Origin of the sequence: Streptococcus sp. HMSC074B11, assembly GCF_001808705.1 — a bacterium.
GTDB lineage: Bacteria > Bacillota > Bacilli > Lactobacillales > Streptococcaceae > Streptococcus.
In genome coordinates, this window is sequence record NZ_KV794273.1 from 67402 (window position 1) to 89720 (window position 22319).

The 22319-nt window shown below is 37.7% G+C and carries 18 protein-coding genes and 1 pseudogene; 11 read left to right on the forward strand and 8 right to left on the reverse strand.

Features of this window, described 5'->3' with window-relative positions:
- Window positions 1–247 precede the first annotated feature (247 nt).
- From HMPREF2619_RS05305 to HMPREF2619_RS05320, 4 genes are all read left to right on the forward strand, one after another.
- Window positions 248–2500, forward strand: a complete 2253-nt coding sequence (locus HMPREF2619_RS05305; RefSeq protein WP_070459719.1) for an ATP-dependent Clp protease ATP-binding subunit — start codon at window positions 248–250, stop codon at window positions 2498–2500.
- Between the two features lie 88 nt (window positions 2501–2588).
- Window positions 2589–3038 carry an NUDIX hydrolase gene (locus tag HMPREF2619_RS05310; protein WP_045762885.1) on the forward strand — a complete coding sequence of 150 codons (450 nt, stop codon included), beginning with the start codon at window positions 2589–2591 and terminating at the stop codon, window positions 3036–3038.
- A 63-nt stretch (window positions 3039–3101) separates the two neighbouring features.
- A complete protein-coding gene (locus HMPREF2619_RS05315) occupies window positions 3102–3401 on the forward strand; it encodes a DUF1827 family protein (RefSeq protein ID WP_000767183.1) in 300 nt (99 codons plus the stop codon).
- Between the two features lie 226 nt (window positions 3402–3627).
- Window positions 3628–4260, forward strand: coding sequence for a GNAT family N-acetyltransferase (locus HMPREF2619_RS05320; RefSeq protein WP_070459722.1), 633 nt, complete (start codon window positions 3628–3630; stop codon window positions 4258–4260).
- A gap of 40 nt (window positions 4261–4300) precedes the next feature.
- Here HMPREF2619_RS05320 and metK read toward each other — a convergent pair whose 3' ends face one another.
- Both metK and HMPREF2619_RS05330 read right to left on the reverse strand, forming a co-directional pair.
- Complete coding sequence (gene metK, locus HMPREF2619_RS05325) at window positions 4301–5491, reverse strand: methionine adenosyltransferase (RefSeq protein ID WP_070459725.1); 1191 nt, start codon at window positions 5489–5491, stop codon at window positions 4301–4303.
- A 237-nt stretch (window positions 5492–5728) separates the two neighbouring features.
- A complete protein-coding gene (locus tag HMPREF2619_RS05330; RefSeq protein WP_070459728.1) occupies window positions 5729–6427 on the reverse strand; it encodes a GntR family transcriptional regulator in 699 nt (232 codons plus the stop codon).
- 140 nt (window positions 6428–6567) lie between these two features.
- Here HMPREF2619_RS05330 and guaA point away from each other — a divergent pair, with 140 nt between their 5' ends.
- From guaA to HMPREF2619_RS05345, 3 genes are all read left to right on the forward strand, one after another.
- Entirely contained in the window at window positions 6568–8130 is a 1563-nt protein-coding gene (guaA, locus tag HMPREF2619_RS05335) for a glutamine-hydrolyzing GMP synthase (protein ID WP_070459730.1), read from the forward strand.
- Between the two features lie 220 nt (window positions 8131–8350).
- Window positions 8351–10366, forward strand: coding sequence for a hypothetical protein (locus HMPREF2619_RS05340; protein ID WP_070459733.1), 2016 nt, complete (start codon window positions 8351–8353; stop codon window positions 10364–10366).
- A gap of 50 nt (window positions 10367–10416) precedes the next feature.
- On the forward strand, window positions 10417–11574 hold the full coding sequence (locus HMPREF2619_RS05345) for a hypothetical protein (RefSeq protein WP_070459737.1): 1158 nt from the start codon (window positions 10417–10419) through the stop codon (window positions 11572–11574).
- An 87-nt stretch (window positions 11575–11661) separates the two neighbouring features.
- Here HMPREF2619_RS05345 and HMPREF2619_RS05350 read toward each other — a convergent pair whose 3' ends face one another.
- Window positions 11662–11922 (reverse strand): hypothetical protein, encoded by a 261-nt coding sequence (locus HMPREF2619_RS05350; RefSeq protein ID WP_070459740.1) that lies wholly within the window; start codon window positions 11920–11922, stop codon window positions 11662–11664.
- A gap of 521 nt (window positions 11923–12443) precedes the next feature.
- Here HMPREF2619_RS05350 and HMPREF2619_RS05355 point away from each other — a divergent pair.
- The 4 genes and pseudogenes from HMPREF2619_RS05355 to HMPREF2619_RS05370 all read left to right on the forward strand — a co-directional run bounded on the left by HMPREF2619_RS05355 (window position 12444) and on the right by HMPREF2619_RS05370 (window position 16968).
- Window positions 12444–13217: an ABC transporter ATP-binding protein gene (locus HMPREF2619_RS05355; RefSeq protein WP_070459742.1), complete on the forward strand. Its 774-nt coding sequence runs from the start codon at window positions 12444–12446 to the stop codon at window positions 13215–13217.
- Window positions 13207–15261, forward strand: a complete 2055-nt coding sequence (locus HMPREF2619_RS05360) for an FtsX-like permease family protein (RefSeq protein ID WP_070459745.1) — start codon at window positions 13207–13209, stop codon at window positions 15259–15261. The genes HMPREF2619_RS05355 and HMPREF2619_RS05360 overlap by 11 nt, the downstream gene beginning before the upstream one ends.
- Window positions 15262–15293: 32 nt before the next feature.
- Window positions 15294–15977: a response regulator transcription factor gene (locus tag HMPREF2619_RS05365; protein WP_070459748.1), complete on the forward strand. Its 684-nt coding sequence runs from the start codon at window positions 15294–15296 to the stop codon at window positions 15975–15977.
- A pseudogene (locus HMPREF2619_RS05370) lies at window positions 15967–16968 on the forward strand (sensor histidine kinase). Before HMPREF2619_RS05365 ends, HMPREF2619_RS05370 begins: the two are co-directional and overlap by 11 nt.
- Before the next feature lie 131 nt (window positions 16969–17099).
- Here the strand turns inward: HMPREF2619_RS05370 and HMPREF2619_RS05375 are convergent.
- The 5 genes from HMPREF2619_RS05375 to HMPREF2619_RS05395 all read right to left on the reverse strand — a co-directional run bounded on the left by HMPREF2619_RS05375 (window position 17100) and on the right by HMPREF2619_RS05395 (window position 22111).
- On the reverse strand, window positions 17100–18443 hold the full coding sequence (locus HMPREF2619_RS05375; protein WP_070459751.1) for a DEAD/DEAH box helicase: 1344 nt from the start codon (window positions 18441–18443) through the stop codon (window positions 17100–17102).
- A 156-nt stretch (window positions 18444–18599) separates the two neighbouring features.
- Complete coding sequence (locus HMPREF2619_RS05380) at window positions 18600–19295, reverse strand: alpha/beta hydrolase-fold protein (RefSeq protein WP_070459754.1); 696 nt, start codon at window positions 19293–19295, stop codon at window positions 18600–18602.
- The gene (locus HMPREF2619_RS05385; protein ID WP_070459757.1) at window positions 19276–20286 is read right to left on the reverse strand and encodes an ABC transporter substrate-binding protein; all 1011 of its coding nucleotides are present in this window, start codon (window positions 20284–20286) and stop codon (window positions 19276–19278) included. The genes HMPREF2619_RS05380 and HMPREF2619_RS05385 overlap by 20 nt, the downstream gene beginning before the upstream one ends.
- Before the next feature lie 21 nt (window positions 20287–20307).
- A complete protein-coding gene (locus HMPREF2619_RS05390) occupies window positions 20308–21063 on the reverse strand; it encodes an ABC transporter ATP-binding protein (protein WP_070459760.1) in 756 nt (251 codons plus the stop codon).
- A gap of 1 nt (window position 21064) precedes the next feature.
- Window positions 21065–22111: a FecCD family ABC transporter permease gene (locus tag HMPREF2619_RS05395; RefSeq protein ID WP_070459763.1), complete on the reverse strand. Its 1047-nt coding sequence runs from the start codon at window positions 22109–22111 to the stop codon at window positions 21065–21067.
- Window positions 22112–22319: the final 208 nt, after the last annotated feature.

Here is a 22319-nt window from a genome sequence, read left to right on the forward strand (position 1 = left end):
GAGACTTTGTCTATCGATTTCTGTCCCACCACCTTTCACCAACGAGAATCCTTTTTGTATGACAAATAGGATTTTTTTCTTGCTATCAAAATCTTCTCCAGATTAGCGCTCTTCTATTAATAGTGCTAGTATCCAATCTTTTTACTTGAATTGCCCAATAATCATGATATAATTAAATTATATACTTGTTTGACTATTTTTGACCTTTTGGATTTAGTCAAGACTAAGAAAGAAATGAGGTGGCGGTATGCTCTGTCAAAACTGTAAAATCAATGACTCAACGATTCATCTTTATACCAATCTCAATGGACAACAAAAGCAAATCGACCTTTGTCAAAATTGCTACAAAATTATCAAAACAGATCCTAACAATAGCTTATTCAAGGGCATTACAGATTTAAACAACCGTGATTTTGATCCCTTTGGAGACTTCTTTAACGATCTCAACAACTTTAGACCTTCTTCTAATAACAACAATATCCCCCCAACTCAGTCAGGGGGTGGATACGGTGGAAATGGTGGCTATGGTGCCCAAAATCGTGGTCCTGCTCAAACACCACCACCAATCCAGGAAAAAGGACTCTTGGATGAATATGGTATCAATGTCACTGAGATTGCCCGTCGTGGAAATATTGACCCTGTAATTGGCCGTGACGAAGAGATTATCCGTGTCATTGAAATCCTCAACCGCAGAACAAAAAACAACCCTGTCCTCATCGGTGAGCCCGGTGTTGGTAAGACAGCTGTTGTCGAAGGTTTAGCTCAGAAAATTGTTGACGGTGATGTTCCCCATAAGCTTCAAGGCAAAGAAGTCATCCGCTTAGATGTCGTTAGCCTTGTTCAAGGTACAGGTATCCGTGGCCAATTTGAAGAACGCATGCAAAAACTCATGGAAGAAATTCGTGAGCGCGAGGATGTTATTCTCTTCATTGACGAAATTCATGAAATTGTCGGTGCTGGTTCTGCAGGAGAAGGGAATATGGATGCAGGAAATATCCTAAAACCAGCTCTTGCTCGTGGCGAACTCCAACTGGTTGGTGCTACTACCCTCAATGAATATCGCATCATCGAAAAAGATGCTGCCCTTGAGCGCCGTATGCAACCTGTCAAGGTTGATGAACCAACTGTGGAAGAAACCATCATTATCCTTAAAGGCATCCAAAAGAAATACGAAGATTACCACCACGTTCATTATACCGACGGCGCTATTGAAGCAGCTGCTACTCTTTCTAACCGCTACATCCAAGACCGTTTCTTGCCAGACAAGGCCATTGACCTCCTAGATGAAGCTGGTTCAAAAATGAACTTAACCTTGAATTTTGTAGATCCTAAGGTCATCGACCAACGCTTAATCGAAGCAGAAAATCTCAAGGCACAAGCAACCCGCGATGAAGATTTTGAAAAAGCAGCCTACTTCCGTGACCAGATTGCCAAATATAAGGAAATGCAAAAGACCAAGGTAACAGATCAGGATACCCCAATCATCAGCGAAAAGACGATTGAACACATCATCGAACAAAAAACTAATATTCCAGTTGGTGATTTAAAAGAAAAAGAACAATCTCAACTCATCAACCTAGCAGATGACCTCAAGGCTCATGTTATTGGTCAAGATGATGCAGTTGATAAAATCGCTAAGGCTATCCGTCGTAACCGTGTTGGACTCGGTACTCCAAACCGTCCAATCGGTAGCTTCCTCTTTGTTGGTCCTACTGGTGTCGGTAAAACAGAACTTTCTAAACAACTAGCTATCGAACTCTTTGGCTCTGCTGACAGCATGATTCGCTTTGATATGAGTGAATACATGGAAAAACACAGTGTGGCTAAACTCGTCGGTGCCCCTCCAGGATACGTAGGCTATGATGAAGCTGGTCAATTGACTGAAAAAGTTCGTCGTAACCCCTACTCACTGATCCTCTTGGATGAAGTTGAAAAAGCCCATCCAGATGTTATGCATATGTTCCTTCAAGTCTTGGATGATGGTCGTTTAACGGATGGGCAAGGTCGTACCGTTAGCTTTAAAGACGCTATCATTATCATGACCTCAAATGCAGGTACAGGTAAGGCAGAAGCTAGTGTTGGATTTGGTGCTGCTCGTGAAGGTCGTACCAACTCAGTCCTTGGGGAATTAGGCAACTTCTTTAGCCCCGAATTCATGAACCGTTTTGATGGCATTATCGAATTCAAGGCTCTCAGCAAGGAAAATCTCCTTCAAATCGTTGATCTCATGTTAGATGATGTGAATAAACGACTCTCAAGCAATAACATCCATTTAGATGTAACAGATAAGGTTAAGGAGAAACTTGTAGACCTTGGTTATGATCCAAAAATGGGAGCTCGTCCACTCCGTCGTACCATCCAAGACTATATCGAAGATGCAATCACGGACTATTACCTTGAAAATCCAAGCGAGAAAAACCTCAAAGCCGTCATGACTAGCAATGGTAAAATCATGATTAAATCAAAAAATAAATTGGAAACAGTTGACTCAAATGACTAATTCCACATACTAAAAGAATGTTCTTACTTGACAGTAAGAGCATTCTTTAATATGATAGAAAGAAAGCGCACACATAAAGGAGAAATTTATGACAAATCCAACCTTTGGAGAAAAAAAAGAGGGTGTAACCTACAAAACTAGATATGGTGTTTATGCAGTCATTCCTGACTCAGCACATGAAAAGATTATCCTCGTTCAAGCTCCAAATGGTGCATGGTTCTTGCCTGGTGGCGAGATTGAAGCAGGTGAAGATCATTTTGAAGCTCTCAAACGAGAACTGATTGAAGAATTAGGTTTTACAGCTGAGATTGGCACTTATTATGGACAAGCAGATGAGTATTTCTATTCCAGCCATCGTGATACTTACTACTACAATCCAGCCTATCTCTACGAAGCTACTTCTTATCAAGAAATCCAAAAACCTTTGGAGGACTTCAATCACCTAGCTTGGTTCCCAATCGATGAAGCCATTGCTAACTTAAAACGTGGCAGTCATAAATGGGCAATTGAAGCTTGGAAAAAACAGCATCAAGTTTAAATTAACTTTTCCAATTTTTCCAAAAAGTGCTATAATAGAAATAGAAACACAGGAGGAAAGCCTATGAAGCTCATCAACACTACTAATTCTCACTCAAACCTTGTTAAAAGCCAACTGGAGAGTACCGACGCTACACTCGTAGAAGTCTACTCTGCAGGCAACACTGATGTTATCTTTACTCAGGCACCGCTTCATTATGAAATCCTCATTTCCAATAAACATCGTGCTATCCGCGAACAAGAAATAGAAAAAATCCAAGAATTTTTCTTGAATCGCAAGATCGAAAAGCAAAATATCGATGAAGCTAATATCAAGACCCTCTACTCTGAAAAATTGATTGAAATCTCAATCCCAACAAAATAAAACTTAGCAATATTTGGACAACACTCTAAAAATTCTAACTTTTTAGAGTGTTCTTTGTCTGTCTGATCCTATATTCTAGAATCAGATTCAGTGTTACAGAAAGAGTTTTCTAACAATCCTTCAACTTACTAAGTTTGGCAATATTTTTGTAAAAACTCGGTACTTGATCATCAAAACACTTAATTCTACTATTATAATTTAGTAACAATAAAAAAGGAGCTCATAAATGGAAAAAATAATATATAGAAGAGCCAGGCTAGACGAATACCAAAAAATTGGAAAAGTAGTAGCCGATAGCTTTAGTGAGTATCCTTTTTTAACTCTAATTATCGATGATTTGAAGAAGCCTGACTACTATCCTGCTTTTTTAGAATTATTAGAAAGCCTTCTTACTCGCCTCTATATCAAAAAAGAGACCTGTTTAGTAGCTGAACGAGGTGGAGAAATATTAGCGGTTGCCTTACTACAACAAAATGATTTTTCTATCCTATCTTACTTGCTAAATGGTGTCATAAAACTGTTTCGCTACATTAGCCCTCGAAATTTTTTGAAGTATCTTGATCTAGTAGACCGTTCCGAAGAACATTTGAAAAAATCTAATAGCTTTGACTGGTATTTGATGCTCCTTGCAGTCAATCCATCCGTTAAAGGACAAGGAGTGGGCAGTGCTTTTCTTAGAGACGCAGTTGAGCCTTATGTCAAATCCAAGGGTTGCAAGCGTTTAGGACTCATTACCAGTACAGAAAAAAATGTTCCATTCTATAAAAAGAATGATTATGTATTACTAGATTTTATGGAGTTAGAGTACGGGACTAAGTCCATTGGTAACTGGGCTTTTTTGAAGAATATCGCTCAATAAATCATAACTAAAAAGGAGTTGAAATCAACTCCTTTTTACTTTATTTAACTGCTTCTTTCAAGGCATCAACCTTATCCAAGCGTTCCCATGGAAGATCGATATCTGTACGTCCCATGTGTCCATAAGCCGCTGTTTGACGGTAGATTGGACGTTTGAGATCAAGCATTTTGATGATTCCTGCTGGACGAAGGTCAAAGATTTGACGTGCTGCTTTTTCAAGCTTGCTTTCAGCTACTGTTCCAGTACCAAAAGTATCGATACGAACAGATACAGGTTGAGCTACACCAATGGCATAAGCCAATTGAACTTCTGCTTTCTTAGCAAGTCCTGCTGCAACGATGTTTTTTGCAATGTAGCGAGCTGCATAAGAAGCTGAACGGTCAACCTTAGTCGCATCTTTACCAGAGAAGGCACCACCACCGTGACGTGAGTAACCACCATAAGTATCTACGATGATCTTACGACCAGTCAAACCTGAGTCTCCTTGAGGTCCTCCGATAACGAAACGACCTGTTGGATTGATAAAGAATTTAGTCTCATCATCAAGATAAGAAGCTGGAATGACTTCTTTGATAACCTTGTTAATCACATCTTCATGAATTTGTTCATTGCTCACTTCTGGATCATGTTGGGTTGAAATAACGACTGTATCCACGCGCACTGGCTGGTCATTTTCATCATATTCAACAGTAACTTGAGATTTAGCATCTGGACGAAGATAGCTAATTTCACCAGACTTACGAAGCTCTGCTAAACGACGAACCAACTTGTGACTGAGTGAGATTGGAAGCGGCATAAGTTCTTCAGTTTCATTAACCGCAAAACCAAACATGAGACCTTGGTCTCCAGCTCCAATCAAATCAAGTGGATCTTGATCAGCATTTCCACGAACTTCCAAGGCTTCATTAACACCTTGGGCGATATCAGGAGATTGTTCTACCAATGATGGGTGAACTCCTACGGTCTCAGCAGAAAATCCATACTCTGTATTAGTATAGCCAATCTCTGCAATCGTATCACGTACCACACGGTTAATATCTACATAGGCATTGGTCGAAATTTCACCAAAAACATGAACTGAACCAGTATAAACAGCTGTTTCAGCAGCAACGTGGGCTTCTGGATCTTGCTCTAAAATAGCATCCAAGATAGCATCTGAAATTTGGTCTGCAATCTTATCTGGATGCCCCTCAGATACAGATTCAGACGTGAATAATTTACGTTCTGACATAAAAATGTCCCCCCTTAAAAAATATTCGTTATAGAGTTACAAAGTACTGGTAGAGAATCGATAAACGACCTTCACTACCATCTTATCGGGACCATATAACCTAACTATTATAACACGAATCTTTGAAAAATACTCGTATGATTACTATTTTTCTCAGAAGGAAAATGTTTTCTAATCCAAACCAAATAAAAAAACTCTTAAAGTAGATCTGATTTTACTCCAAGAGTATTGTTAAAACTAATTATTTTCTAGATAAAACTCAAAACGTTCTCCGACGTATTGGCTCTTTACATACTCGAAAGCTGTACCATCATCAAAGTATGAAACCTGAGTAAGCCCTAAAATAGCATGTCCCTTTTCCACTTCCAGATAATGAGCAATTTTTTCCTTGGCTAAGCGAGCATATATAGTCTGGTGAGATTTACCAATCCGAAAACCATGTTTCTGCAAGGTTTGAAAGAAGTGCTTGGTTACTTCTTCTTTCTTAAAATTTTTGATAAATTTCTCAGGGATAGAAGCTACCTCGTAGACTACAGGAACTTGATCTGCATAACGAACACGTTCCATCCGGATAATATTTTCAGTGGCCTTGATCCCTAATTTTTCAACTTCTTGCTCATTAGGGATCGTTCGACGATAGGAAATCAGATGACTCGATGGTGTTTTACCCTGAGCTTTTACAATCTCCGTAAAACTAGTTGTTCCACGCATTTTTTCCTGAACACGAGTACTAGAAACAAAGGTCCCACTACCCACACGACGCTCCAAAACCCCCTCCTCGACCAAAAGGGAGATGGCTTGACGCAGAGTCATACGGCTAACTTCAAATTCCTCAGCTAAATCTCGCTCACTTGGAAGTCTTTCCCCAATTTTCCAACTTCCCTCATCAATGTCTTTCTTGATTTGGTCGTGGATTTTCATATAAGCTGGTAACATGCTTGCTCACTTCTTTTCTTTATTTTTTCCATTGTACCCTATCTCATAGGGAAAAGTCAAACCGCGCTTGTTTGGTTGGTAATTCTAACCCTTTTATGATAGAATATTCAAGAAGATATTTCTTTTAAGAAAGGGAAAAGATGAGCAACATTTCAACTGATTTGCAAGATGTCGAAAAGATCATCGTACTGGACTATGGTAGCCAGTACAACCAACTCATCTCACGTCGTATCCGTGAGATTGGTGTCTTTTCAGAACTAAAAAGTCACAAGATTTCGGCTGACGAAGTCCGTGCTATCAATCCTATCGGGATTATACTTTCAGGTGGTCCAAACTCTGTTTACGAAGAAGGATCGTTTGATATTGATCCAGAGATTTTTGAACTTGGAATTCCAATTTTAGGAATTTGCTACGGTATGCAGCTATTGACTCACAAGCTTGGTGGTAAGGTTGTTCCTGCAGGCGATGCTGGTAACCGTGAATACGGTCAATCAAAATTGACTCACACAGAATCTGCTCTTTTTGCTGGAACTCCAGAAGAACAACTTGTCTTGATGAGCCACGGAGATGCTGTTACAGAAATTCCTGCTGATTTCATTCGTACTGGTACATCAGCTGACTGTCCATACGCGTCTATTGAAAATCCAGATAAGAAAATCTACGGTATCCAATTCCACCCAGAGGTTCGTCATTCAGTTCACGGTTATGATATTTTGCGTAACTTTGCTTTGAATATCTGTGGTGCCAAAGGTGACTGGACTATGGACAACTTTATCGAGATGCAAATCAAACAAATCCGTGAAAAGGTTGGAGACAAACGTGTTCTCCTTGGTCTTTCAGGTGGTGTTGACTCTTCAGTTGTTGGGGTTCTTCTCCAAAAAGCCATCGGAGATCAATTGATCTGTATCTTTGTAGACCACGGTCTTCTCCGTAAAGGTGAAGCTGACCAAGTTATGGATATGCTTGGTGGTAAGTTTGGTTTGAACATTGTCAAAGCAGACGCTGCCAAACGTTTCTTGGATAAATTGGCAGGTGTTTCTGATCCTGAACAAAAACGTAAGATTATCGGTAACGAGTTTGTCTATGTCTTTGATGATGAAGCAAGCAAACTTAAAGATGTGAAATTCCTTGCTCAAGGAACTCTTTATACAGACGTTATCGAGTCAGGTACTGATACTGCACAAACCATCAAGTCTCACCACAACGTTGGTGGACTTCCAGAGGACATGCAGTTTGAACTCATCGAACCACTTAACACACTTTACAAGGATGAAGTTCGTGCACTTGGTACTGAACTTGGTATGCCAGATCACATCGTATGGCGCCAACCATTCCCAGGACCAGGTCTTGCTATCCGTGTCATGGGTGAAATCACTGAAGAAAAACTTGAGACAGTCCGTGAATCAGACGCTATCCTTCGTGAAGAAATTGCCAAAGCAGGTCTTGACCGCGATATCTGGCAATACTTCACTGTTAACACTGGCGTTCGTTCAGTAGGTGTTATGGGAGATGGCCGTACTTATGACTATACAATCGCTATCCGTGCCATCACTTCTATCGACGGAATGACAGCTGACTTCGCTAAGATCCCTTGGGAAGTCCTCCAAAAAATCTCTGTGCGTATCGTAAATGAAGTTGACCACGTTAACCGCATCGTCTACGATATTACAAGTAAACCACCTGCAACTGTGGAGTGGGAATAATGGAGAGGCTTGATTTACCTTCAAAATAGCGATTCTACAGCAGTTTAGCAGGAACAAAATAGTCTAAAAAGGGTGTATCTTCGTTTGATTCCCCCCTAAATCCCCCCGAAAAGTTAGTTAAAAATTTTTTTGACCAACATTTTTGGAGGGATTTTTATAATAAAAAGTACAAAGTATTTTTATAGCACGTAATTTTATTTTTCAAATGTAAAAAATATATATGATTTCTAGAGTAAAATTTTATGATGTAAATGACTTATCTATCGGTTTCTATTTTCCAAGAATTCAAGAAATTTTAGATGCTTATTTATCGAATTCTTATAGCCTAAATTCTTTTTTGGAAGCCCTTGAATTTTATAATATTATCAAATTCATAGAAAATGAGGTTTTTTCAATTGACTGGTCGCTAAGCTATATTGAAGAAATAAAGAAATCTCTTCCTTCGATGATTCAACTACAAAATAATTATTTTGGTTCTGCTCCGAAAGATGAGATTTTAAATAACATAAAACTTCTACAAAGCGAATATAACTATCGTGAAGACTTTTTTGAGATATTTACATTATTTAACTATGGTCAAAAAATTAGTGAAGTAGAGTTTGTGCAATATTTTATAGAATCCAATCTACATTTATGTCATCTCTTAAAAAATACCTATTTTCTAAAAAAGTATCCTACTTTCATTAAGCAATTTTTTCTGAGTTCACCCTCTCATCTTGAAATATTACTCGATAATTTTGTAGATTCAAATTCATGTAAAAATGTTATCCCAAGTAATATCACAAATTTAGAGTGGAATGATTTAATTGAAAAATATATTTGTGACCCCGATGTGAATATAAATTATTTAAAAATTTTAAGAAACCCTATAAAAGGTTTCGATAAGAATAGATACTTTCAACTTACAGATAAACAAAAACTGTTGATTGACAAAAAAATTCAAGAATTTAATTCTAGTTTTAATGATAAGGATTTTGGAATTCAAGTTGATATTAGAGTATATATAAAGAAGGAAGCGTACTATTACGCAATTAAAAAGAGTAGGGAGCTTCATATTGAGGGAATTGAAAAAGGTTTGTATAATCCTATTGCAGTCGCAACAGGTGGAGCTAGGCCAAAACAATATGAATATACATTATCAACTTTTATAGATAGTGCTAAACTTTTTGAAAAACATAATTTTCAAAATATATTAGACTATTTTTGTAAAGACTTTGAACTGAGCACAAGTGTTGGTACTTTTGCATTAGCAAGCTTTCCTCAATTAGAGATGGGGGTACTTGAAAGAACGTTAGGCATTTCGACTAGAAATCACTATAAATTTGGTTTTTACTTCTCAGTCAAGCATCAACTATACGTGATGAAACTGATTGCTTTATCAAAAATACTACAGAAATTCAGTCTAAGAATTGAAGATTTCATTACTTGGTTTTTCGATATTTTCCTGACTAATCAGTACGGTATTGATTGGATACATTTTGATGTGCCTTCAATTTCAGAAACAACGGGAAATAAAACAGCAACACTTTTTAGAATCGAAGAATCATTAAGAAAACAATACAAATTATTGAGTGAAGAAGGGCTTATTGATGTAAATTTATATAATATTACTTCTACTCCTTCAATTGAATCTTTGCAGAGTTTTACTAAAAGAAAATACTTCTCAATGAATAATTCAGATAATAATATTCAACAGATTGTTAATTTATTATTCTCTGACCAAAGTCCTATTCATTTTATTAATGAGGAATACAAAGGAAGCAACTTTAAGGAATTAATTTCACAACAATGCTTGAGTTATGCAAATTTTCATGAATATCAAATAGATTACATAAAACTACTAATAGATGCTGGAATTTGCCAAAATGATACAGGTGTTATATCTTTTAAAGATATGTCCCAAATAAGTCTTTTAGAAAAAATATTCTTATATGGCTCTGTTAATAGTATATCTTTATCTGAATCTGAAAAACTCAGTGCTGATAGGATGCTTGATAATGGATGGTTAATATTTTCGGATACCTTATTTTCAATTCAAGAAATTAATTATTTGAATTTTGTCCTAAATAACAAATCATATGACAATAGCTGGGGAATCAGAAATAAGTATTTGCATGGAGTACCTATTTATGATTCTATTCAGCAATATGAGTATGAATATCATCTCATTCTGCTCATATTAATTTTCTATATTATCAAAATAAATGAGGAACTCAAACATCGTAGTTATTGCTAACCAAATTCATTCACAAATAATATTCTACTGATTAACTATCGGAGCTTTTTATGACTACAATATTCTTTTCATGGCAATCTGACTTACCGAATAAAACAAATAGAAATTTAATTGAGAATTCTATAAAATTAGCATTGAAAAAAATGAACCAAGATTCTCCGTACTCTCTTATCACTGAAATTGACAGAGATACAAAAGGTGTTCTAGGTAGTCCAGATATTGTTGATTCAATATTAACCAAAATTGATAAGTGTGGCCTATTTATAGCAGATATATCAATTATAAACAGTAGTTTAAATGGTAAAAGAACTCCTAACCCTAACGTATTATTTGAATTAGGATATGCAGTAAAGTGTCTAGGGTGGGATAGAGTTATTTGTGTGTTCAATTCTGATTTTGGCGATGTTTCAGAACTACCTTTCGATTTACGTAATAGACGAATTCTAACTTATGAAACATCCAATATTTCCGAAACAAGAAAAAAGTTAGCTGATATATTTAAACAAATAATTGATAAGAATTACTATACTTTAGAACAAGTCCAAGAAGTTAGTGACTTTTATAGTATAAAAATCTATTCATGCTTTATTAATATCATATCAAGAATTATAAAGGTTTTATATGGAAGTGAAACTGTCTGCTCTTTTGAAGCAATTACTAATGTTTTAAATATGACTCCTACAGAAATAAATAGACTACTTTCGCATGAATTGCTGGGTTTTAACTTATTTACAAGCTATGACGAGCAAATTAAAATATTAACAAACGAGTTAGATAGAATCACCTCTATTAATATGTTTAACACAAACCTGTATATACCCATTATTAAATTAATTAAGGAATTAAAATCCCATAATCTTTTTATTAATAGAGAACATTTTTTTGAAAATTTTAAAGTAAATACACCCATTATGAATGACTATAGTATCATTCATAATAGTGATAATAACGAAATTCCAAATAGATATGCTCTAGGAAAGAAAATTGATACCAATAGAGCAAAAATCGTAGATTTCACCGATATTAAACGAACTGACCATGTTAAATTTGCTTTAACTCACTTCTGTTTAGATGTAAATACATATAACGTTTACTATAATCATTATGTTTGTATTCTTAAATATATCAATGAGTTTATTAGTAATAATGATGGGAAATTTTTAATTGACAATACAGAAATATTAATAAAAAATGTAAAAAAACTGTAATTAGATGATTAATATAAAATATTACTTACAAACTTACAAGAATAGAGCCTGATAGATTACATATCAAGCTCTATTTTTTGGTTTATTCTATTTACTTAATGTTACTGTTTCACCACTATCTCCTGCTAAATCAGGCATTGTTACAGAATCTCCAGAAACTGAATATTTCAGCTCAGTACCATTGTTATCACTGATAATCTGTTTGTCTGTATCAATAGCTAGTTTCTCGGAATAGAGGTACTTCACATTATTGCCTCTCTCTGAAAGGAGATTGATATTAAATATGTTTTCATCACCACTTACTTTTAGTTCGTAATGCAATGTCAATTCTTCGTCTTCGAATCCCATTTCAGAACCATCAATACCGCTTTTTTCGTATGAATATGTTCCTGATAGCTGACTATCATTAGTACTTGTACAGTGGTGCTGATAAAGAGATAGCTCAACTACTTACAAATGCAATTACCATACAAACCGCATCAGAAACAAGAGTAAAATTTAATTGAAATCAACATATGAAAAAATCAATCCCCCCGAAAAATCCCCCCATTGAAGTATATAACCCTTCTAAACCCTTGATTTACAAGGGATAGGGATATACCAGTCTCAATTGAGTGGGAGTAGAGTTTCCTATAAAATAATAAATAATACTGCTGGAGCATGGACTACAGTGGTATTATTTTTTTAATTTCAATATTAGGAAAATTTCTCGACTCTCAACTCCTCTTTTTTAATCCTTGAAACCATGCTATAATATAGTAAGTATAGCTCCAATAACCTAATGATAAAGATTTCTTACATCATCCGTAAGTGTTATTCTACTCTGATTCATATTATAATGAAAGTAACAAAAGATGGAGGTGTTTCACATGGAAACAATTTTACGAGTAGAATCATTAAAAAAGCATTATGGAAAAGAGCCGAATATCACCAAAGCCTTGAACGGTATATCTTTTCAAGTTGTCAAAGGTGAGTTCTTAGGGATTATGGGGAGCAGTGGTTCTGGGAAAACAACCCTTCTTAACTGTCTCGCTACTATCATCAAACCAACTGACGGCTCCATTCAAATGCAAGAAAAAGATTTAGGTCAGTTAAAAGGTAGTCAGTTAGCTGATTATCGTGGCAAGGAAATTGGTTACCTCTTTCAAAATTTTGAGCTTTTGGACAATATGACAGCCAAAGAAAATATTTTACTCCCCTTGTCTTTGCACAAGGTCGATGCCAACGAAAGCAAGGTTCGGTTAGAATTGCTTTCCCAATATCTAGATATTGCTGAACTTCTGGATAAGTTCCCATCTCAATTATCAGGTGGTCAACGGCAAAGGGTAGCTGCTGCGCGTGCCTTGATTTTAGACCCTAAGATTGTATTTGCAGATGAGCCCACAGGAGCTTTGGATTCAAAAAATGCGACCATTTTGATGCAAAAATTATCCGAAATGAATCAAGTGGAAGAAACCACCATTCTCATGGTGACCCACGATTCAGTCGCTGCCAGCTTTTGCAACCGCATCTTGTTTATCCAAGACGGAAAACTATTCCATGAAATTCGACGCGATTATCCAAGAGAAAGTCAAGAAGATTTTTACCACAGAATACTAAAGGTCATGTCTGCACTGGCTGGAGGTGATGGCAATGTTTTCTAAATTAGTCTCAAGAAATAGCAAGAGGGATCGAAAGAATAATGGCTTGTATTTCAGTTCCATGGTTCTTTCTATTATCTCCTTTTACATCATCCTTTCTTTGTCCCATCAAGATGTGATGATCTTTCTCAAACAAATAGAGAGTGACGCTGTAAATAAACTCTTTAGCATGATTCCCATTCTTTATGTAGCAACCCTCTTTATTCTCTTTTTTCTAGTCTACTTCGCAAGCAGTATGCAGATGGAAAGGAGAAAACATGAATTTGGTGTCTATCTAACGCTAGGGATGCGAAGAAGCAAACTGTTCTTGCTGCTCCTACTCGAGGATTTGAGAAACAGTATCCTTGCTCTTGGAATAGGTCTTCCAATTTCAATCTTGATTTCAGAACTGATTAGCCTAATAACCGCTAAAATTGTTGGGCTAGGGATTATTGAACATCAATTTTCTCTATCTACTACAGCTCTATTCTATACAATCATCGGTTTCCTAGCCGTAAAATTAGCTGTCTTTATTCTTTTAAGTGCAAAAACAGCCAATAAGGAAATCGGAGATCTGCTATCCTATTCTCCTTCTGGCATGAAGAAACTACTCCCCAAGGGTGTGTACCTTCTTGCTTCTGTCCTAGGAATTTTGCTTCTAGGAACAGCCTATTACTTGGGGATGAGTGGACGAGCTTGGGAAAATGTCATAACAATGGGCATCACTGTTCTCTTGGGGACTCTAGGAACTATACTACTCTTCTTTGGTATGCGTTTGTTTATAGACTTTTTGGTCAAGCTTGGAAGCAATCGAAAACTCCACACCTATAATTTTAGACAGATTCAGGAATTAGTTATCCAACGCTCAACTATACTGGCTATCTGCTCCCTCTTAATCTTCTCTGCCTTGTGCCTCTTTGGAGCAGGTGTTGCCATTGCAAGTGGCAATTCAGGCAATCAAACCCACGTTTTGGATTATACATTTAGAGATAGCAAGCAGGATACAGATGAAAATCTTGATGTGAATACAGTAAAAAAAGAGCTTGAAGCTGCTGGACTAGCATCACAGTTTTCAAAGATTCTGCAAATCAAAGTGGGCAAACCGAAAGAACACGAGTCCGTGTCCTTTGAACAGTTCATCAAGGTATTGAAAGAGCAAAAAGAAAGTAAAAACAAGGAAGTCTTAGTCCATAATTTCCAGAAGTATATAAGTTGCCACCTTTTGCCACTCTCTGAATACAATGAGCTTAGAAAGGCTGCCAGTCTCCCTCCTCTAGAATTAACAAACAAGGAAGCCTACTTGTATATGGGAAAAGATTTTCTCCTGGATGAGAATCTAGTTAACTCTGTTCTGAAAACAAATCCTCAAATCAAAATCATGGGAAATGATGTAAAATTGATTGGAGAGGTTCAGTCTTTACCGATTGTAACGGATCGTGAAATAACCATTTCTGTAGCCCTCATAGTCCCAGATGAGACCTTTATGAGCTATACAGATAGTCAGTATTCAAATTATGTTAGTGGTATCTTGGCTCCTGAGCTGGTCAAGGAAAAAGGCCTGATGAAAGCTATCTCAGATACCAATAAAAAGCTGAATCAAATCCCTCTTGGCTATGAAAGTTATATACAAAATATGGGAAGACAATTATTTTACATTATCTCTGCCAGCTATATCACCATCTATCTGGCTATCATCTTCCTTGTTGTCGCAAATACAATTATCGGCGTTCAGTTTTTGATGGGACAAAGACAATCCTACAGACGATACCAGACCTTAATCCATCTTGGAGCAAACTACGAAACTCTTTGTAAATCTTCAGAAAAGCAAATCAATTGGTATTTTGGTCTGCCAATAGCCCTTGCACTTATCAGTAGTAGCTTCGGAGTGAGCTCCCTCCTCACAGGAATAGTACCAGCCAATGCAAGAATGGCCATGGGGCAGAAATTTATCACAGCCATGCTGATAATACTGCTGTTAGCTGGATTTGAAGTCATCTATATAAGAATTGTAAAGAAAAATAGCAACAAGTACTTGTTGTCATTAATGGAACCCAAAAGAGATGAATAAGGTAAAATAAAATAGGAAAAGGAGGAGCCGATATGAAGCATATTCTGGTTATTGAAGATGAAGCCTTGATTCGAGATGAAATTGTCATTTTATTAAAGAAAGCGGGTTATCAAGTTGATAAGTTGACTGACTTCAAAGATACAAGCCAGCAAGTGCTGCAATACGATACGGATTTAATCGTACTGGATTTGAATTTACCAGGAGAAACAGGTTTTCAAATTTGTAAAAATCTCAAGTCCAAACGCTCTGTGCCCATATTGGTTCTCACCTCCCGTGAACAACTAAAAGATGAGATTTACGCCCTAAAATTAGGGGCTGACGAGTACTTAACAAAACCTTTCAAGAAAGAAAGATTCTTGGCTCGTATAGAAAACATCTTGAAACGCTATGAAGGTAGACAAAATTTGCTTGAAAAAGATAATTTCCTGCTGGATAGAAATACCTATACTCTTTATATCAACGGACATTCGATTTTACTCCCTCAAAATCAAGGGAAATTGTTAGAAACCTTATTAGTGGCAACTGATTCTGTCGTCACAAAAGAAGAACTAAGTATGAAACTGTGGAATACAACTGAGTTCATCGATGAAAATGCCCTACAAGTAAACATTGCAAGGCTGAAAAAGGTGATGAAACAGGCTGGCATTGCTCTTCAAGTCAAGTCCGTCAGAGGTATTGGTTACAAGCTAGAAGAGGTAAGTCCAGATGAAACATAATCTAAAATATCTAGCTAGTTATCTGCCTTGGTTACTTGTTCTCTTAGCATTTGATCTATTTACAGCTGTCCTGCTTTGGCTTTCAGATGTGAGAATGTTTCAAGCTCTCATCCTTCTCTATATTTTAGCCACCGTCCTGCTTTTTTTCATCCTATCATTCTTACTTATAAGAAGAGAAAGAAAAAAATCCGCTGCTTATAAAGCCTTCATAGCCAATCCTAAGATCGATACTGAGCTTGAATAATTGAATTTATCAAGTGCCTCAGAGAAAGAAAGCATTGAAAAAATAGCAGATACACTTTATCAAAAGCAGGCTCAAATAGGAAAACTCAACTCATTACTAGCCGAGTACGAGGACTATGTTGAAAAATGGGCGCATGAGATTAAACTTCCTTTATCGCTTCTTTCCCTCCTTTTAGACAATCAAAGTGACCAACTACCTGAGGATACTGCTTTTAAATTGGACTATGTGAAAAATCAAATCCAAGGAAATGTATCACAAATCCTATTCTACTACAGGGTGAAAAGTGAGAAAAATGATTTTCTATTTGAAGACCTTGACCTAGAAGAGTGTATCCAAGATCTTTTGGAGAACTTTGACCCCTTGCTCAAAGAAAAGAATTTTACGATTAAGTTAGAAAACATACAAGGAATCTGCTACATCGATCAACGCAGTTTTGAATTTATCCTGTCTCAAATATTAGCCAACGCCCTTAAATATAGCTCTGACAAACCAGAACTCAAGATTTCTATGTCAAGTGACAAGGGGCGCAAAACCCTGATTATTAGGGATAATGGGTGTGGAGTTAAAGCTTGCGACCTCCCTCATATCTTTGAAAAAGGATTTACAGGTGATTCAGGAGAGACAAGGAAAAAATCAACAGGCATGGGTCTCTATCTTGTCAAACAATTAGCAGATGCTTTAAAAATCGACATCGTAGTAAAATCCGAATGGATGCATGGATTTGAAATCTCTCTTTCTATTTCGTAATTTTTCGATTAAGAAAATTGCCTAGTCATAGAAAGCACATATTTTATACCAAAAAGGAAAGCACTTCTGCTTTCCTTTTTGATATCATAAAAACACCCTGAAATACTTGTCTCAGGGTGTTTGTTTCATTTTTAAAATGTCTGGCGCTTGGCTTTGCGTTCAGCTCGTCCGCGGGCACGACCTTCTGCTCGCTTGGCTTTGCGACGTTTTTCATCGACAGCCCACTGGATTTTTTTCTTATATCCTGGTTTGACTTTTTTCTTTTTCTTTTTAACCAAGCCAATCATTTCGATATCCAGTTTTTCCTGTTTCTTCTCACGATTGGCACGACGATCACGGTCATAGGTATCTTGGAATTCTCCGTCTTTAACCATCTTAGGCACAAACTTGATCCCTAGTTTCTCTAATTCACGAATATCTGAGTCGTCACTAGGCTGGTAAAGAGTAATGGCTGTACCAGGCAGACCATTACGTCCAGTTCGTCCAACACGGTGAACAAAGAAGGACAAGTCTTGTGGAATAGCATCATTGATAACATGGCTGACACCTTCAATATCAATCCCACGCGCAGCCAAGTCAGTCGCAACAATATACTCAAAATCAAGGTTCTTGACCTGATTCATGATCCGTTTACGTTCACGAGGTGCAATGTCTCCATGAATCTTAGCAACCTTCAAGCCTTGGGCTGTTAAATATGTATGCAATTCATCTGCACGTGTCTTAGTATTGACAAAAATCATGGCAAGATATGGTTGCATGACTTGAGTCAATTCATAAATCTGGGCATTCTTATCACGACCTTTAGTAGAAATCAACCAGTTATCAATGGTATCTGAGATAACTGTTTTGGTCTTGATTTTTTCCATGACGGGATTTGACAAGTATTTTTTCAAGAATGGTTGCAATTTTTGTGGGATAGTCGCTGAAAAGACCATGAACTGCAAGTCTTTCGGAAGACTTCCTGCAATCTTATCAACCGTCTCCAAGAATCCCATATCTAGGGTCATATCAGCTTCATCGACTACAAAGGTCTTAGCCTTGTGGATAGCCAAATCGCCTGATTTTACCAAATCATAGATACGACCTGGTGTTCCGATAACAATATGGGGCTGGTTGCTTGCCAGTTTTTCAATCTGACGCGCCTTGTCTGTTCCACCAACGTAGTTAACTACACGTACTTCTACATCCGAGTGGCCTGCAATTTGACGAGCAGCTTGGTAAATCTGAGTCGCCAATTCACGACTTGGAGCTGTGATAACTGCCTGCACACTATCGCTCTCTTCATCCAACTGTTGGAAAATTGGAAGCAAGAAAGTATGGGTTTTCCCTGAACCTGTTTTTGATTCACCAACCAAGTCTCGACCAGCCAAGACAATAGGAATCAACTTATCCTGCACCTCGGTAGGAGTCGTAAACTTCAACTCCTCCAAAGCTTCTTCTATATATTTTTTAAATTTAAATTTCGTAAATGACATAATATCCTCGATTCTATCTATCTACTCATTATACCACATTTTGATGCATTTCAGTTAAACTTTCGGTTTGGATAATCACTCCGAAATGTAAAAACATACCCGATTAAAGGCAAGAAAAATACTCTCTGTCCATCCTAAACAAAGAGTATTAGATTTTTATGTAAGCTTCCACTCTTTTTTTAGCCAGTCACAAAAATGTTGATAGCGTTGGTCGAGAGCTTCATGATGCCCATAAACATCAAAGGTGGAATAAGCTGAGGGAACTGCTTCTGAAATTAAATTATGTAGTTCCCTTGCAAAAAGAGGAGCCTTAGACAGACGATTGGAATGATTGGCACCTTCTATCTGACCATTTTGCAGATAAATCAGACTTTGGCTCTGTATCAAGTCATGTTCCCTGCAATAGTCTGTAAAGTTTGGATACCAGAAAGAACCACAGATAGAAAAGATACAGGTCGCAGGAAGATGGCTACTATAGAGACTATAAACAGCAGCAAGACCGCCCAGTGAATAGCCACCATAAGCAATCCTGCTTTCATCAATCAAGTAGTCCTTTTTCAGAGTTGTTAGAATTCCTTGAAAGAGCTTCTGATGGTAGTCGTCTCCCTTCCCACCGAAATCTGGCGCCCCTTCTTTCAACGCACTAGCTTTCCAAGGTGTAAAGTCATCCAGACGGTTTTCTGGAACCAAACCCACTAAAATCACAGATTGGGACAGGTCTGATAAATAATCCAGTTCCCCATCGTTTAAGAGCACAACTGGGTAGGTTTGTTTAGAGTCATAGTTTGAAGGAAGGCTGACCCTAACCTGAATCCCTTCCCAGTTAAACTCCTTATTTCTTGATAAAGTCATTGATTTTTTCAAGGGAATCAATCACTGCTGGACCGTAGTCCATCAACTCATCGTAAGAGATGGTCATGATTTTTTGATTCTTGATTGCTGGTACATTTTCCAAAACAGCATTTGCCTTCATCAAATCCACTGCTTTTTCATCCAACTTTTGATTGCGGTCGCTGGTTACATAGATAATCAACTCTGGATCCATTGATACTAAGTTTTCCAAGGTCAAGCCAGATGTTCCTGTTGCGACATTTGTGTAACCAAGTTGGTTGAGCAAACTTTCTTGAAGGGCTGACTTGTAGGCACCGAAGGTTTCATCGTTATAAGCAACCATAATCAAAGCTTTTTTCTTTTCACCCTGTGTTTCTGGGTTGGCTTTTTTAACCGCATCGATTTTAGCTTGCAATTGCTCTGCGTATTGATTAGCCTTGTCTTGGACATTGAAAATGGTACCAAGATTCTTCACATCTTCTACGATATTTCCCAAATCCTGTTGGATATTTGATAGTGAAGCTTTTTGCGTATAAACAGGGATTTTATTTTCATTCCAAGCACTGATAGTCCCCATTGACTTTTCAGAGAACATCATGTTTCGTCCCATCAAGGCATCTGGTTCATAAGAAAGAACCGTTTCTTGTGAGACTGATTTTTTATCACCAATATGAGGGATGGCTTCAATTGCTTCCTTGTATTTACCAGTTACGGCATTATCAGGATTGAGCATACCGGCAATTTTATCCTTCAAACCAAGTTCCAGCAGGATTTCAGTCGTTGAAAGATTGTTGGTGATGACCTTTTCAGGTGCCTTTTCAAAAACTTGTTCGACTTCATTTCCTTTAGCATCATAAGTTTTGATGGTTACAGGATAGTTGGTTTCTGTAGTAGATTTTTGACTTGTCTCTGCGCTTGATTGTGTGGTAGCTTTTTCTGTTGCACTATTTCCACAAGCTGCTAAAGTTAAGGTAGCTACTGTTAGGAGCAAAATACTGATTGATTTTTTCATGTTTGTTTTCCTTTTCATTTTTTATAAATAGTGAATCATGGCTTGCTGGTCTTCCGTCCAAGTAACCCTACTTTGGACGCCATAGACAGCCTGCAAAGACTCAGGAGTGATGGTCTCTTTTGGAGTCCCTTGGTAAACAATCTCTCCTTCTTTCATTAGATAGAGATAGTCTGAATAGCGACAAGCTAGCTGAATATCGTGTAATACTGCTAGTACATTGATATTGAGATGTTTGACAATGGTTAACAAGTCTAGCTGGTACTTGATATCCAAATGATTGGTCGGTTCGTCTAAGAGCAGGAGAGTCGGTTCTTGGGCCAAGGCGCGTGCCAACAAAACCCGCTGCTTCTCTCCTCCTGACAGAGAAGAGTAGAGTCGATTTCTCTTTTCGAACATATCTACCTTGACTAGAGCATCCTCAACCAAGGCAAAGTCTTTTTCTTTTTCCTTTTGTAAGAAAGAGAGATGGGGTGTTCTGCCCAGCATGACGATTTCCTCAACCCTACAATCAAATTGTAACTGATTAAACTGCGTGACAACTGCCATCTGCTTTGCCGTTTCCTTGACGCTCATTTGTTCCAAGGGTTTTCCATTTAGAGAAATCAAGCCTTGATCAGGCTTTTCCTGTCGATAGAGAAGTTTCAGTAGGCTAGTCTTCCCACTTCCATTGGGTCCCAAAATGGTATGAAATTGCTTGCCCTCCAGTTTGAGCGACACTCCTTTGAGAATCTTTTTTTCTCCGATTCCAAAGTGAATATCCTGGCACATTAAGTCCATATCAGATCTTCACCTCCCCTCGTCTACTTCCAACCATGTAGATAAAGAAAGGGGCACCTACTAGAGCTGTAAAAATCCCAATCGGCAGTTCAGCATTTTGAATCAAGACACGAGCAAGGACATCCGCCCAAACAACAAAAAGGGCGCCGAGCAAAGTAGCTATCGGAAAAAGTCTTCTGTAATTTGTCCCCACCAAGCTTCGTGCCAAATGAGGTGTAATCAGACCGACAAAACCAATAATCCCACAGGTCGATACCAAGATTGCTGTCATTATAGCCACAATCGTCACATAGAGATACCAGTAAAAACGTAGGGGAATCCCTAAGGTCAAAGCCGCCTCATCACCCATCATCATGGCATTAAAAACACGATATTGGGTAGAGAAAAATAAAAAAGCAATTCCCACGATTATAGTTGGCAAGGTTAAGTGAGCCCAGGAAGTCCCCGCTAAAGAACCCATGGTCCAAAACTTGATGGTCATGACACTATCAGCATTAGCGCCAATTGAAATAATAAAGTTTGAAAAAGCCAAAAATAGTGCATTCACAACTGTCCCTGATAAAATCAGGCTTGAAGTTGTCATCCTGCCTTGCATGGAAGCAATCAGAAGGACTGCAACTGTTGCCACAAGCGCTCCAAGGAAAGAGCCAAGACCAATCATGACCTTAAACCCGAGAATGATGCTCAAAGTCGCACCAAAGGTTGCTCCAGCTGAAATTCCTAACACATAGGGTTCTGCGATTGGATTATTGACCGTTGACTGCATGACGCTACCACACATGGAAAGGCCAGCACCAACTATCAAACCAAGAAAAACCCGTGGTAATCTCATATTCCAAACAATAGCAAGTGTAGACTTCGAAAGGTCTCCTATATCCAGAGGGGCCCCCATCTTACTCAAAATAATCCGATAGGTATCACTCAAGCTAATTTGAACCGACCCCATAGAAACAGCTAGAAACAGAGATACACCCAAAGCTCCGAGCAACAGAGATAGGAGAAAAACATATCGCAGGTTTTGATGGCTTCCAGAAGATTTGGAAATCATGAAACCCTCCCTTAATAAAATTAAAAATTTAGACAATTTTCATAAATAGTATACCACATTTCCAAATCTGGAACAAGGCTAGAAAGATACAGATAAAAAGACTGTTGAAACTAGAGAGCTGATTGAGTTCAGGCTAAAATCCTAATGAAACTAAAAAATCTCCCCGAGGGGAGATCTTTCTGGTTTATTTTACCTTACAGTGCTAGGA

Coding starts and splice junctions, on each gene's coding strand:
- HMPREF2619_RS05340 (WP_070459733.1), top strand. CDS start 8,351: ATGATTTCTAGAGTAAAATTTTATGATGTAAATGACTTATCTATCGGT.
- HMPREF2619_RS05365 (WP_070459748.1), top strand. CDS start 15,294: ATGAAGCATATTCTGGTTATTGAAGATGAAGCCTTGATTCGAGATGAA.
- HMPREF2619_RS05350 (WP_070459740.1), bottom strand. CDS start 11,922: ATGGGATTCGAAGACGAAGAATTGACATTGCATTACGAACTAAAAGTA.
- HMPREF2619_RS05395 (WP_070459763.1), bottom strand. CDS start 22,111: ATGATTTCCAAATCTTCTGGAAGCCATCAAAACCTGCGATATGTTTTT.
- HMPREF2619_RS05315 (WP_000767183.1), top strand. CDS start 3,102: ATGAAGCTCATCAACACTACTAATTCTCACTCAAACCTTGTTAAAAGC.
- metK (WP_070459725.1), bottom strand. CDS start 5,491: ATGTCAGAACGTAAATTATTCACGTCTGAATCTGTATCTGAGGGGCAT.
- HMPREF2619_RS05320 (WP_070459722.1), top strand. CDS start 3,628: ATGGAAAAAATAATATATAGAAGAGCCAGGCTAGACGAATACCAAAAA.
- HMPREF2619_RS05385 (WP_070459757.1), bottom strand. CDS start 20,286: ATGAAAAAATCAATCAGTATTTTGCTCCTAACAGTAGCTACCTTAACT.
- HMPREF2619_RS05310 (WP_045762885.1), top strand. CDS start 2,589: ATGACAAATCCAACCTTTGGAGAAAAAAAAGAGGGTGTAACCTACAAA.
- HMPREF2619_RS05380 (WP_070459754.1), bottom strand. CDS start 19,295: ATGACTTTATCAAGAAATAAGGAGTTTAACTGGGAAGGGATTCAGGTT.
- HMPREF2619_RS05330 (WP_070459728.1), bottom strand. CDS start 6,427: ATGTTACCAGCTTATATGAAAATCCACGACCAAATCAAGAAAGACATT.
- guaA (WP_070459730.1), top strand. CDS start 6,568: ATGAGCAACATTTCAACTGATTTGCAAGATGTCGAAAAGATCATCGTA.
- HMPREF2619_RS05375 (WP_070459751.1), bottom strand. CDS start 18,443: ATGTCATTTACGAAATTTAAATTTAAAAAATATATAGAAGAAGCTTTG.
- HMPREF2619_RS05360 (WP_070459745.1), top strand. CDS start 13,207: ATGTTTTCTAAATTAGTCTCAAGAAATAGCAAGAGGGATCGAAAGAAT.
- HMPREF2619_RS05390 (WP_070459760.1), bottom strand. CDS start 21,063: ATGGACTTAATGTGCCAGGATATTCACTTTGGAATCGGAGAAAAAAAG.
- HMPREF2619_RS05345 (WP_070459737.1), top strand. CDS start 10,417: ATGACTACAATATTCTTTTCATGGCAATCTGACTTACCGAATAAAACA.
- HMPREF2619_RS05305 (WP_070459719.1), top strand. CDS start 248: ATGCTCTGTCAAAACTGTAAAATCAATGACTCAACGATTCATCTTTAT.
- HMPREF2619_RS05355 (WP_070459742.1), top strand. CDS start 12,444: ATGGAAACAATTTTACGAGTAGAATCATTAAAAAAGCATTATGGAAAA.